This window comes from Ferruginibacter yonginensis (assembly GCF_042651465.1).
In the GTDB taxonomy this organism is placed as follows: Bacteria; Bacteroidota; Bacteroidia; order Chitinophagales; family Chitinophagaceae; genus Ferruginibacter; species Ferruginibacter yonginensis.
The window spans coordinates 775,671-787,582 of record NZ_JBHSCZ010000001.1; the positions used below are offsets into that span (position 1 = coordinate 775,671).

Genomic DNA, 11,912 nt, shown 5'->3' on the forward strand with positions numbered 1-11,912 from the left:
ACAAATTTGCTCAATGGGTACACCTTAAAAAAGGACAGACTACACAGGTATGTAGCCGGCTCCAGGGTTAAGACTAATATTAATAAATAACTCAATTAACAAATTCGTAGGCGAATATTGTTGACGATAATAATTGATGTAATTACCAATAAATATTTCTGTACCTACCGCAGTAAAACTAAGTGCTGTATTGGTTTCATTTGTTATGCTACCGTTCCGCTTTTCAATTACATTTGAATTTGCACCAATGGTAACGCCAAGCCCTGTTGCATCTTTAGGTATGGTGCATAATGGGTCTGCAAAAAATTGAATATAGTGATCAGCTCTTCTATTAAAAAATACGCCACTTTGATTTTCAATAATATTGCGTAACACCAATTTTGCGTAGAAACCATTACCTAAACCAACGTTACCCACATTAATGTATACCGTTGCAGGTGCAGATAATGCAGTAGGATTAGCCACTTCGTGTATGGTATAAGTAAATGAATCAATGCCATTGAATAATGATGTAGGCGGCTGGTAAGTAACTACACCTGGCTTAGTAACGGAGTAAGTACCGCCTTCAACAGTAGCACCACCACTTACTTCATCAACCTCAATAGCATCGCCATCTACATCGTAATCATTATCCAACACAGTACCTGGTAATTGCTGTGGTGTGTTGTAGCCAGCAGCTATATAAAACTGATCATCGTTGGCTACTGGTAGCAAGTTGGCAAAAGCTTCAATGGTAACGGTGCTAGTAGCACCCACACTAATAGGTACACTGTCAGGGTTACACAAAACAGCACCTGTAATAATGATTGTAGCCCTGTCTGGGTCAATGGAAGGATTATCAAAACCTACCACTTGTGAGCCTGCATTACCGCTTAATGTAAGGTTAAATACCTCCACACCATTATCAATAGTAACTTTAAGCAAGTCGTATGGGTACGGCATAGCCCACACAATTTGCAATTTGTTTTTGGCGATTTGCACCACCATAAATTTTTCCAATGCCGGACAAGTAGTGTCTACTTGCAGCATGTTTTCAGGAACGTAAAAACTATTACTAAAGGCATGTTGCCACTCAACGGCCATACTAAACAGGCTATCTTTATTTGTGTAGAATTTTACCGTTTTCTTATTGATATTAACTGGTATAAAACGTTGTTGTTTTATTTCGTAGGTGTTACGGCTCAACAATAAATCACGAAGCGAATCAAATTTTTCTTTGGTTAAAAAGTTGGTTGCGCCAACAAATTTTTCAGTTTCTTCGATAGTAACACTTAGTTGTTGCGCTTGTAGTACAGCATTGCGAATGCCTGATGGCGGTGGAACTATTGAAGCTTCACTACTACTATACTCTGCTTGCATTTCAATTTCTCCCAACACATTAAGTGTTTCGAATGCGCCGAAGCTATTGGTATAGGCCAATGCCCTTCCGTAATTATTACTATGCAAATCGCTTGATACTTTTGCATTGGTAGCTATTGGAGAGAAATAGTTTCTATAATCTAAATTATAACGCACTGGCGCTGCAACTAGTACGTCATCTACATCTAATACGGAAGCTGTATAGCCTACAAGATCATAACTCTGCAATTTTAAGAATACATTGGTGGCATTACCTACACCGGTTTGTTCAAATATCGAATACAAGCTTATATTAGCCATGTAGATGCCCCATTTTTCTGATGTTGCATTAACGGGTATGTTGACAGTTTCTGTACTGTTATCGCTATAGAAATAAACAATTCTTAAAACCTGTGGTTTCAAAATATCATTACTATAAAGCCAGGTTAAATACTTACGCTCATAAGGTGCAATGAGCTGCAAACCCTTGTGAAAACTTAATGGTATTTTCAAATAAAAAATTGCTTCGAAAAAAGCCTTGTAATGATACTGCTCATAGCTTAAGCCGCCTTTCAACACTGTAATTGTATCACTAACAATAGGGTCTCCAAAAGCTTGCCCATCTTTATCAATAGTTGCTTTTACCCTAAATCGAGCGCTTTGGTTAGGTATTTTAATCGGCTCCAGCTGGGTGTAACGAGGTGTATAAAATTGTAAATATGCATCAACAACGGTTTTAATATCAAAAGCGATAACTCCGTTATTATCCGGGTATAAAATTTGATTATCAACGGTGCTGAATACACCACTACCATTGCTTACTTCTTTTTCTACCGCAATATTCATCTTCAAATTTTGCCTACGCTCAATAAAGCCATAAGGCAAAAAACTGAACGAGTACGGCAATTCGTTGCCGCTAAAATTAACCTCATAGGGTTGCTTAACTAATTGAATTTGGAGCATTTTGCATTTGTTTTAATGAGGCAATAACCGCCTCTGAAAAGCCGTATGATAACTTACTGTACAGGTAGTTTAGTTTACCGTAAACTATACCGCTGTATATTTTCTTGCGTTTGATGGTATTATCCTTAACGAAAACTTTACCGCTTTGGTTGCGACTTTTTAAATTAACGGTAGTTGATTTTAAGCCGCCCAATGGATGGCCACGAGCAACGCCCATATCTAAAAAGCGGCCATATTCTTTAAACAACAATTCGCCAGTAGCACTACTACCGCTTGACCTTGCTCTATCAATAACGGAGTTGAGCAAGGCGCCAGTATCTTGCGACTTGGTACGAATAATAGCACGTTGAATGTAATTAGCACAATCAGCAACGTACTCCTGCACACATTTTAAAATAAAGGTTTGCTTTAAATCGCCATTCATGTTTCAAGTGGTTCTTCTTCTTCAGTGGTTAAAATATTACCCTCTTCAGTTTGAATAATTACTCCAACATTTGGCGCTAGCTGTATGTCGCCTGCGTATAATCGTATAGGCGAATGATTGGCCATGATGGTACAGGTGTAACCCTTAATACCATCTTTAGTGGTACCCGTACTAAAATCTGCCATTACATAAGCAGGGTTACATTCTGTGCCTACTTGGTAGCGCAAATGCCCGGCACAATCAGCATCATACACCAATGCTATGCATGGTTTATTGATGATGTTTTTTATAAACTCATGCTGCTCCGCATAAGTACCTGGTAAGATGGCTTCCATCATTACATCAAGGTACTGACTACCTTTATCGCCTGCCGTTTTCGCCTCCAGCTTATTTTTTTCTGGAGCGGTGGCAAACTGGTAAAAATGCTTGCCCTCCATAAACTCATGGGTATCTGCAATAATTACTGATGCTCCTGGCGTATCAAAAGGCGGCTCGGGTTTTTTAACGGTGGTAAAATGATCTAGCGGTGCTAGAAAAATAACGTCGCCTAAGCCCGTTATTACGTTTTTGAGGGTAACTAAACTAATAAGTTCCATAATTAAATGAAGGTACCAGGCTCGGGAGCAGTGGTTATTTTTTTTAGGTTATTGAAAATAAAACTGAAGGTGCAACGCCAGCCAAATTGGCGATCGAATACAGGACCAACCGGCATTACTTCAAGGCTATTAAAGTCGAATAATTTAAAGGGCGAATTGCACATGTCTTTATCAGGACCATAATGATCCTGCCAAATTTTTGCAAGTACATCCTGCATTATGCTTTCAGTAAATGTGAATGCTTCTTGCACTTCATTAAGGTTTTCTGGGTTGGCTGTTGCGTACACACTAAAGCCACCTGCATAATCACCTACTACACTATAAGCTTGCTCTGATTTGCTTTTCCACTCATACATCTCTACCAACAATGCAGGCCAATCCACTTTACTTTTTAAGCCGGTGATTACTTCTTCAGAACCAAAGCGGCCAAAGTGCTTGCTGCCAATAGGAGCATCGCCAGTTTCGGATGCAGGGTCATGCCGTAAGTCTTTATGCTTTACGGCCATTTGGCGAAAATAATCGGTGTAGTTATTGACGTTCATATTTTTTACGCATTTCTTCAGCCTGCTCGGCTTCGAGGTTCATATCAAATAAAAATTCTTTGGCTAGCATGGCTCGTATATTTTCACGTAAGCCATTTTTAGCACCAGCTCCAGCATGTATGCATTTGGTAAACGCCGTTAAATCAGGCGTTGTACTTGTATTACTACCACCGCCATAAACCTTAGGAAAATATAAAGGCAGGTTATTGCGGCAGCCTGTGTACCACATGTATATGGCAAATAATTGCGGTAAAGGCAAAGCTTCAAAAGCAGGTATACGGCTTTCGCATTGCTTCGCTTTGTAAGGAGCATTACGAGGGCGCCATAAAATGGCGGCTATATGTGCAAGCTTGTTAATGCTAGGCTCTTGCACCATTTGCATAAAAAACACTTCGCAATCCTCCATTTCGCCGCAGGTGATGCTATCGAAATCGTCGGCTGGACCAATCATTCGCTTACCACCAACGGTTAAAGTTGGGTACGGGTTAATAGTGCGATTGTTAGTGGTATATAAAAAGTTAATGGCGTCAAAGCCTTGTGTGGCTGCGGCTTCAAAATCAAGCGATTCCTTCCAGGTACTTGGTAATTCAATGCCATTCTGTTTGGCTCTTTGCTCAATAATACTGGTAAGTACTACGGCTTTACTCACAGGCTCACTGTTGCCATGGTTAATTTGTGCAGCTGCAACTATCTCTAGTTCAGCAACGGTGAGTTCGTTCCAATTTTCGGGGAAGTCGATGGTGTGGCTAAACCCACCAGTAACGTATAGTGTTATTGAAACCATCCCACTAAAGTATAGCGGTGTAGGGTGCTATTAAAGGACAGATTTGATGTCATGGATGATTTGCAAAATCCCCTCCCAATTATCGTAGATTGAAAAGGCAATGGCAACAATGCCGAATATCCACACCCAAAGTGGCTGTGGACCGTCTTCTTGTTCAAGTATGGGTAGCTTATCGGTAGGCACGGTATATTTTTAAGTAGTCTTGCAAAAAACGCTAAAAATCAATTTAGTAGCGTTTTTCGATAGGGCTTACGATGTTGGGGAATTTGAAATTCTTCCTCCTTAAACCGCCGCCCCATTGAAATACCAAAGTCTAAGATAGGAACAAAAAGCTACATTAAAAACCTCTGTCCACCCGAAGCCCAATAACAAACCGATGCTAATGGATATTGCTTCTGCCAGATTATTGAAAAATACAAAGTTGTAAAAATCTTGCAAAGTGAGGGTAATTACCCTTTTTTTATTTGTTATATTAATTATTACAATTTATATTTGCAGGTAATTTCCCGCTTATGTCAAATTTTGAAATAGATAATTTACTCAAGTCTGTCTTTGATGATAAGTCAAAGGACATTGATTTAAAGCAGCTTTTTGAAGATAAGTTGCTTGAATATGATATTACAAAAACAAAAGCGTTTAATATTCTTAGTATTGATAAAGATGTTTTTGAAGATATAATAAGTGGTTCAGCAAAACAACCTAGCATAATAAACGTCTTAAAGATCGCTCAATTTCTTGAAGTTGAATTAAATGACATAGTAAACGCTGTATTAAAAAATCAAAGTAAAGAAAATATTGCTGCACTTGAAAAGGCAAAAAAAGTATCATTTATTGTAAAGAATTTCGATATCAAAAAGCTAGGCAAAATTGGTTTTTTTTATGATACAGACAATGTAGATATCTTAATTGAAAGAGTATTAAATTTCTTTGGATTTGATAGCATTAATGAGTACGAGACAGAAATAAGTAAACCTTTGTTTAGTAGTTCAAGAAGAAATTTTTCTGATAAGATGAAAGACTTTTGGATTATTTCTGCTCATCAGTGTTTCAAAAGTATAAATAACCCCAATAATTTTAATCGTGAGCAATTAAAAGAACTCATAGTAAAGATTAAGCCATACTGTCAAGATGTTGAAAATGGACTATTAACCGTTTGCAAAGCTTTATACAGTATTGGAGTTACAGTCATAATTCAGCATCAATTAGTAAATACTCAAGTACGAGGTGGAACATTCGTAGTTAATGGAAAACCTTGTATTGTATTAACTGATTTAAATAAAAGGTATCCTACAATTTGGACGACTTTAATACACGAATTGCATCACGTACTATTTGACTTGGAAATTATTGAAAAAACTAATTTTCATTTAACAGGCGAGCCTGATTTATTCTTAATTGAAGAAAAAGCAGATGATTTTTCTATGGAGTATTTTTTTGGGGTTGATAAGTTTAATTTTATAAAATCTCATATAACTAATAAATTCATAGTAGAAAAATTTGCCAAAGAATCAGAAGTTCATATATCATTTGTTTATTCAGCCTTTAGATATTATCAAGATAAATTTTACAAAAAAAATTATTACGGTTCATTTAATGAGTTTTTTCCAAATTCTTCACTTGCCATAGCTAAAATTAATCCACTTAATTGGAAGGAAAATAATCTCAAAGACGTTGCTTTAAAAATAAAAGAAATTTTTGAATTAAATACATTATAAAATGAAAGATAAAAACATAAAAAAACAAGAGAATTTATCGGAGTCTGAAATCGAGAGATTAGAACTATTGAGGCTTGTAAATGAAAAAAGAGGAAAGCAATTAACAATTGATTTAGAAACAGGCGGACTAAACGAAATTGACGAGTTGAAGCAAATGCTAGGCAAAGTCTTTGAAAGCCCTGATGAAAAATACAATATTTATTATAAGGGAATAAGAAATACTTTAATGACTTATTTACCAAAAGGTAAAGAGTTTGAGAAAGTACGTGAGATTATTTATGATGAAAAAAATATTTTCTTGTCATTGGGCAAGAAAAAGTCTGATAATGATGGCATAAGAGGTGGAGACGGTAGAATGACCTTTCAGCCCAAAATGAATGAAATGTTAGATTTAATTATTAAATGGGTTTCCGAGTCGCAAAACCCTTTTGTACTTTACACTATGTTGTATAATCTGAATGAAGAAATGGGGTATGGCCACGAAAACTATGATGATTCAACTCGAGGTTTTGCAAACGCAATGAAAAAACTATCTGAAGAAGTTTAGAATTTAGCATAGCTTTCATACAAGGAGCTCACTTATCAAATACTATTTATCACTTAGCAAAATTTTTGAACAAATAGTTTCATAACATTTAGAAAATTTTAATACTTAAGTTCTCTTTTGAAATAAAACTTTATAAAGAGTTAGAAAAAAATCATTTTAAAATACTACGCATTTTTTGGGTGAATATATTCCGGCCGCTCTGGCCTAATTTCATATTCAATCATCTTAATTAATTCAGCAACATATTCAGCTGAACGTGGGCTTTTAAATTCAAAGCTTTGGCCGATGATCTTCCATGGCGAACGTTTTATGAGCAGTCGCTTCTCGAGTTTTAGGTACTGACCTTTAGGCGTAGTCAATTGAAACCGTAGTACTTGCAACGATTGATAATATAAATTACAATTGAATTTATAGTTAATATATCGTTTACCATTGTGTACTGGTAGTAATATGGTAAAGGTGTTTTTCATTTTGCTAAATTAATTAGCAAAATGAAACTAATCATCAATTCTTGAAAAAACAATTAATTCACGATCGTTTTTTTTCATGGTCATTTTTGTAAAATCATTGTTTACTGTTAAATCTAGGCTTCTTAAGTATGTGCCATCTTGATGTTTGTAATTTATTCTTTCAATCATAAAAATCTTCTTATCAATATTTGTGTAGAAAAAATTAGTCATATTGTATGAGATTATTGTATCGAGCATTAAAATGTCATCAACAACAACTCTACCATTACCAATAACCATATTTAGCACTTTGTTATTGGGATCATTTGGATTTAATGGATTTGTTTCACTCTTTTGCCATTTACCGTTAATTAAATTGACATCTTTACTGTAGCTGTTGTTAGACATTTCAATCTTCAAATCTTTTATTTCATTTTCCTTGAGATGTAATTGCTCTTTTAAGTTTATAACCTCTTCTTTAAACTCTGATTCATTTGCTATGATTTCATCTAATTGTTTATATGCATTATTAGTTTTTTCAATCTGTTTAGTAAATTTTTCCATTGGCACTTTAGCACCCTCTGAAAAATATAAAACTAAGTTTCCACTCCACTTTGTAACCAAAGCATCAAAACCCAATATTGCAATTCTAAACAGAGGATATAAAAATGTATAAGCAAGTGCAAGCAACAAAGGAGTCCACAAATATTTCCAATTTGAAAAATTCTTTTCAATCAAATCAATGTATGAAGTGTAATTACTAAAAGGTAATTCTTTGAATTTATAAAAGATAAGTCCTATTGTTACTCGCCAATTTACAATTAGCCAAGAAATTATGAATGATGATATAAAAGGAGATTTAAGTCTGTTTCCAATCTCTTTAAAAAAATCTGTAATCTTGTCCATAAGCGGATTGTTTGTACAATTATAATTTAAATATATAATATAAAAAAAAGCCTCACTAGATAGTGAGGCTTTTTTATATCTTTCAAATGCCTATCCGTTAAACATGGCAAAGTGCATTCCATCTTTACGCTTCCAGTCAGCGCCACAATAAATGCCACATTCTCTCATGGTTTGCAGAAACCCTGCGGACCAGCGCACTGCACCTTTGAGTGGATTTTCTTTTGCGTTCATATCAATGGCTAAAGCCCAAGCATGTAATGACAATACTTTTAAACCTACTGACAGCCGGTGGTTATAACAGCCATCAAAAGTTTTTATTTCGGTGTGCTGCCCACGTTCTTGCAGCTTGCGAAAAGCTACTCCCAGTACTTTTTTAAAATCTTTATTGATCAGCATTTTATCTGCAGGGAACCAAGGAAAATCTTTTTTCACGTTCCAAACTTCACAGTACTTGCGCTGGTAGGCTGCACCAGGTTCGCCATACTCGGCAATGATAATGTCACGAGCCGTTAAGTGAGCAGCGGCTTCAGCCAAACTCATTAAACTAGCATCTTCTGCAATAGATGCAATTAAGGCTGCGGATGTTAAGGATTTCCAACTCATGACTTGATATTTTTTTTACGTTTGATTAATAGAAATAGCAACACTATTGTTGCTAAAAAAAATACAGCAGCAAGCGTAAAACCTACTACCAACCACTGTTGTTTGGTAGCAAGTTTACTTGTCAGCTTGTTCGCCTCAGCTTGCAATATGGTTTCTTCGCCAGTATCTTTTCGGTCGTTGGTTATAGTGGTGGTAGTTACAGGAATATTCACCAACACACCTTTCTTTTTCGAAGTATCAGTAGGTATCGGCGACTTACTATTACTATTTTTTTGGGGCGTTGCTTTAGCAACTTGGCCAGCATTTTCAAGCCGCTTATATTCATCTGCAGAGAGCTCTAGTAATGCAGCTTCTTCACCTGGTGGTGGACACTCAACAAAGTAAGGCACCAACACAGGTTTAGTAACGGTATCGCTTTTAGTGATAGGGTTATAAAACCGCTGCTTTGCTACTTTAGCCACTACTTCTGGGTAATGGTTAGCAGCTTTATTCGTTTGTTTGGCTGCCTTATTTGCCGTATAACAGCTGCTTACCATTATGGTTACAGCTATTAAGTATTTAAACAATTTCATAAGGGTAAAAATTGAACCACAGCAAGGCTTTCGCTTCGCTGTGGTTGGGTGACTAACTGCCTTTTAGGTTGTCAATTTTGATGGTGCCGTTAGATAAGCCTTTGGTTTTGAGTCTGCTCAAATATGAGTAGATCAATGGACCAAACACATTGAGCAAGCCGAGAATAATATCGAGGCTTTGATCCTTTAGCTTACCAGCAGCAATGAGCAAGCCGCCAACAAAAACAAATGTGCTACGAATGGTACTTTGAAAGCCCTCTAGCGTTGATGTTTTATCAACAAAGCTCCATACCATAGTAATAAGTGCAAGTGTATAACCAATACACTGCTCCCAAAGGGATGTATCGATTACATTACCAAACAAATTTTTACCGATAAGGTAGGCGCCAAGTGCCATGAGCAATGTACGCAACAGGCTGAGTGTGGTGTCTTTTGACATTTTATTTAGGGTTTAGGGTTTCGCAATATCTTGCAGCACTTCTAGCTTATTGTTGATGACTCTGTCGTTGTACAGAATGCTATCAACTAACCTGCGTTCATTATCGGGCAATTGCTTTGATAATTTGGCAATTTCATTGGCTTTGGCGTAATCAGTACGCTTACCGTTGCCGCTCAAAATAGAGGACGCAACTAGAAGTGCTGCAATGAATAATAACTGTTTCATTTTATAGTTTTTTAAGGGTGGTGTCAACCTTTTGTTCGGTTTTATTCTGCATTTGTATAATCTCATGTAGTACTTTTTCATGCGCCTTACTGTTGCTGGTGTAAGCATAAATTAAGAACACATTTAAAGCCATCGAAAAACCGAGCATCCAACGTATGAGCCCACGTTTTTGAGAATCTCTGGTAAAGCCAGCGTCGATTAATTCGGCGGCCTGTTCTGATAAGCTCATTAGTTACGGATTGGTTTGTTGTTTAAAAAATATTACCAAGTGGTGAGTGCTGTACGAACCCAAGTATTATCTGCAGGGCAGTAATAAATAAATTCTGACGTGAAGCGCACCTCTCCTTTTTTACCTGGTGCGGTAGATGATGCAGGCGCTTCTTGATTTTCAATAACAAGCCTTGTAAAATCTTTTACGGCTTTCGTTGTTATTACTTCAAACCTATCACCAAAACTGCCAGCATCATCGCTCACTACATATTGGTAAAATGATCGCTTTTTGTTGGAAAATTCAGTTGTAATACCGGTGTATTTATCCCTCAGCAAAATATTTCGATGTATATAAGAAGCAACATTATTACCAGCGGCTATAGGCTTTATTTCTAAATAATAAGTGCCATTACCATAGCCACCACCTTTATTCACTCTAAGAAAAAGTGTATCAGGAAAAGTGAGGCTATTCCTACGTTCTACTACTAAATTGTAGGTTGTGCCATTGGCTGCGGTGCGCCTTCCTGTAAGTGGAAATGGTGAAACATTCTGCACGTCCATATTATCAAACGCATTGCTAAGCTGCGTACCATAATTAACGACTAAGCCATTTAACTGGCCTAATTCAGGGCTGAGCGTTGTGTCTTGCCATGCGAATAAACTTAACGATTCAAATTCAGGTATAAGCGATTGTTTAAATCGAAAAGTGTCCACATCAAAATGAGCTGCTATACTATTTAAGGAGAGAGCAGCAGTATCAATTAACAATTTTAAAGCATTGGCCAATCCATTTGCATCAATCTTAACATTACCATTAGATGTTAGAATTTTTGTTGATGCTCCGTTCGGCTGAAAGTTATTGATTGAAATCTGATGCTTATTTACATTAACGCTAGAGTTACGACTAATGCCATCACTAGCACCTACATTAAAGCCAGTTTCAATTTCTGCTGAAAAATTTATGGCATCGGTAGTAGGAAAATCATTACCATCACCTGTAGTAAAAAACGAAAAAGTTCTCGAATCGCCAACATAAGGCATACCCATTTGCAGGTTAAACCTAGCACTGTTGCCCTGTATACCATTATCTGCATTAAATGTAATATTCACATTGCCATCTGCATTTGCAGGCACATTGTTAACTGACTTCAGCAATACACCAGAGCCGTAAGGATAAATTAAGTTAGCATTATCCTCTGTTGATGGTGACAATGTCGTACTTAAGCCATTATTGTTGTCATAAAAAGTTTGGCTGTACGAACTAATATTATGCTGATAATTCTCTTCAAAAACAGAAATCACTGAAGCCGACGGCTCAAACTTGATAGTAGGGCTATTCGTTGCACCTAAATACAACGGACTGTTAGCTACATAGCCTTTGGTTAATACCTGGGCTAATGTTGGCTTAGGTAAACTGTCAACCAATATTTTTTTTGTGGTACCAGATTTTACAATTGGCAAAAAACCGCCTAACGGGTTTCCTGTCAAGGTTGGCAGCTCTGAAATTTTAATAGGTGTGGGCGTTTGTGCCATGGTAGTCGTGGCAATTGTGAGCGCCAACAACATTAAAATTGATTTTGTTTTCATTTTATTAGGGGT

15 protein-coding genes are annotated in these 11,912 nt (G+C 36.7%); 2 read left to right on the top strand and 13 right to left on the bottom strand.

The features are described from left to right. Window positions 1-39: 39 nt before the first annotated feature. The 5 genes from ACFOWM_RS03380 to ACFOWM_RS03400 are packed head-to-tail and all read right to left on the bottom strand — an operon-like array spanning window position 40 to window position 4,647. The gene (locus ACFOWM_RS03380) at window positions 40-2,301 is read right to left on the bottom strand and encodes an Ig-like domain-containing protein (RefSeq protein ID WP_379707048.1); all 2,262 of its coding nucleotides are present in this window, start codon (window positions 2,299-2,301) and stop codon (window positions 40-42) included. After that, a complete protein-coding gene (locus ACFOWM_RS03385) occupies window positions 2,279-2,725 on the bottom strand; it encodes a hypothetical protein (RefSeq protein WP_379707051.1) in 447 nt (148 codons plus the stop codon). The genes ACFOWM_RS03380 and ACFOWM_RS03385 overlap by 23 nt, the downstream gene beginning before the upstream one ends. Then, a complete protein-coding gene (locus ACFOWM_RS03390; RefSeq protein ID WP_379707054.1) occupies window positions 2,722-3,321 on the bottom strand; it encodes a hypothetical protein in 600 nt (199 codons plus the stop codon). The genes ACFOWM_RS03385 and ACFOWM_RS03390 overlap by 4 nt, the downstream gene beginning before the upstream one ends. Window positions 3,322-3,323: 2 nt before the next feature. Continuing rightward, window positions 3,324-3,863 (bottom strand): hypothetical protein, encoded by a 540-nt coding sequence (locus ACFOWM_RS03395; protein ID WP_379707057.1) that lies wholly within the window; start codon window positions 3,861-3,863, stop codon window positions 3,324-3,326. After that, on the bottom strand, window positions 3,850-4,647 hold the full coding sequence (locus ACFOWM_RS03400; protein ID WP_379707059.1) for a hypothetical protein: 798 nt from the start codon (window positions 4,645-4,647) through the stop codon (window positions 3,850-3,852). Before ACFOWM_RS03400 ends, ACFOWM_RS03395 begins: the two co-directional genes overlap by 14 nt. A gap of 512 nt (window positions 4,648-5,159) precedes the next feature. On the opposite strand from ACFOWM_RS03400, the gene ACFOWM_RS03405 reads away from it, so the two are divergent. Continuing rightward, entirely contained in the window at window positions 5,160-6,362 is a 1,203-nt protein-coding gene (locus tag ACFOWM_RS03405; RefSeq protein WP_379707062.1) for a hypothetical protein, read from the top strand. A 1-nt stretch (window position 6,363) separates the two neighbouring features. Continuing rightward, window positions 6,364-6,909 (top strand): hypothetical protein, encoded by a 546-nt coding sequence (locus ACFOWM_RS03410; RefSeq protein WP_379707065.1) that lies wholly within the window; start codon window positions 6,364-6,366, stop codon window positions 6,907-6,909. Between the two features lie 164 nt (window positions 6,910-7,073). Here the strand turns inward: ACFOWM_RS03410 and ACFOWM_RS03415 are convergent, their stop codons facing one another. The 8 genes from ACFOWM_RS03415 to ACFOWM_RS03450 form a co-directional block, all read right to left on the bottom strand. After that, window positions 7,074-7,379, bottom strand: a complete 306-nt coding sequence (locus tag ACFOWM_RS03415; protein WP_379707068.1) for a hypothetical protein — start codon at window positions 7,377-7,379, stop codon at window positions 7,074-7,076. A 27-nt stretch (window positions 7,380-7,406) separates the two neighbouring features. Continuing rightward, on the bottom strand, window positions 7,407-8,264 hold the full coding sequence (locus ACFOWM_RS03420) for a hypothetical protein (RefSeq protein ID WP_379707071.1): 858 nt from the start codon (window positions 8,262-8,264) through the stop codon (window positions 7,407-7,409). A 90-nt stretch (window positions 8,265-8,354) separates the two neighbouring features. Then, window positions 8,355-8,867: a M15 family metallopeptidase gene (locus ACFOWM_RS03425; RefSeq protein ID WP_379707074.1), complete on the bottom strand. Its 513-nt coding sequence runs from the start codon at window positions 8,865-8,867 to the stop codon at window positions 8,355-8,357. Beyond that, on the bottom strand, window positions 8,864-9,439 hold the full coding sequence (locus tag ACFOWM_RS03430; protein WP_379707077.1) for a hypothetical protein: 576 nt from the start codon (window positions 9,437-9,439) through the stop codon (window positions 8,864-8,866). Before ACFOWM_RS03430 ends, ACFOWM_RS03425 begins: the two co-directional genes overlap by 4 nt. Window positions 9,440-9,491: 52 nt before the next feature. After that, window positions 9,492-9,878, bottom strand: coding sequence for a Pam3-gp28 family putative phage holin (locus ACFOWM_RS03435; protein ID WP_379707080.1), 387 nt, complete (start codon window positions 9,876-9,878; stop codon window positions 9,492-9,494). 12 nt (window positions 9,879-9,890) lie between these two features. Then, window positions 9,891-10,103, bottom strand: coding sequence for a hypothetical protein (locus ACFOWM_RS03440; protein ID WP_379707083.1), 213 nt, complete (start codon window positions 10,101-10,103; stop codon window positions 9,891-9,893). 1 nt (window position 10,104) lies between these two features. Then, entirely contained in the window at window positions 10,105-10,332 is a 228-nt protein-coding gene (locus ACFOWM_RS03445; RefSeq protein ID WP_379707086.1) for a hypothetical protein, read from the bottom strand. 32 nt (window positions 10,333-10,364) lie between these two features. Next, a complete protein-coding gene (locus ACFOWM_RS03450) occupies window positions 10,365-11,900 on the bottom strand; it encodes a hypothetical protein (protein ID WP_379707089.1) in 1,536 nt (511 codons plus the stop codon). Window positions 11,901-11,912 lie beyond the last annotated feature (12 nt).

Coding starts and splice junctions, on each gene's coding strand:
- ACFOWM_RS03405 (WP_379707062.1), top strand. CDS start 5,160: ATGTCAAATTTTGAAATAGATAATTTACTCAAGTCTGTCTTTGATGAT.
- ACFOWM_RS03445 (WP_379707086.1), bottom strand. CDS start 10,332: ATGAGCTTATCAGAACAGGCCGCCGAATTAATCGACGCTGGCTTTACC.
- ACFOWM_RS03390 (WP_379707054.1), bottom strand. CDS start 3,321: ATGGAACTTATTAGTTTAGTTACCCTCAAAAACGTAATAACGGGCTTA.
- ACFOWM_RS03450 (WP_379707089.1), bottom strand. CDS start 11,900: ATGAAAACAAAATCAATTTTAATGTTGTTGGCGCTCACAATTGCCACG.
- ACFOWM_RS03430 (WP_379707077.1), bottom strand. CDS start 9,439: ATGAAATTGTTTAAATACTTAATAGCTGTAACCATAATGGTAAGCAGC.
- ACFOWM_RS03420 (WP_379707071.1), bottom strand. CDS start 8,264: ATGGACAAGATTACAGATTTTTTTAAAGAGATTGGAAACAGACTTAAA.
- ACFOWM_RS03435 (WP_379707080.1), bottom strand. CDS start 9,878: ATGTCAAAAGACACCACACTCAGCCTGTTGCGTACATTGCTCATGGCA.
- ACFOWM_RS03380 (WP_379707048.1), bottom strand. CDS start 2,301: ATGCTCCAAATTCAATTAGTTAAGCAACCCTATGAGGTTAATTTTAGC.
- ACFOWM_RS03415 (WP_379707068.1), bottom strand. CDS start 7,379: ATGAAAAACACCTTTACCATATTACTACCAGTACACAATGGTAAACGA.
- ACFOWM_RS03425 (WP_379707074.1), bottom strand. CDS start 8,867: ATGAGTTGGAAATCCTTAACATCCGCAGCCTTAATTGCATCTATTGCA.
- ACFOWM_RS03395 (WP_379707057.1), bottom strand. CDS start 3,863: ATGAACGTCAATAACTACACCGATTATTTTCGCCAAATGGCCGTAAAG.
- ACFOWM_RS03440 (WP_379707083.1), bottom strand. CDS start 10,103: ATGAAACAGTTATTATTCATTGCAGCACTTCTAGTTGCGTCCTCTATT.
- ACFOWM_RS03410 (WP_379707065.1), top strand. CDS start 6,364: ATGAAAGATAAAAACATAAAAAAACAAGAGAATTTATCGGAGTCTGAA.
- ACFOWM_RS03400 (WP_379707059.1), bottom strand. CDS start 4,647: ATGGTTTCAATAACACTATACGTTACTGGTGGGTTTAGCCACACCATC.
- ACFOWM_RS03385 (WP_379707051.1), bottom strand. CDS start 2,725: ATGAATGGCGATTTAAAGCAAACCTTTATTTTAAAATGTGTGCAGGAG.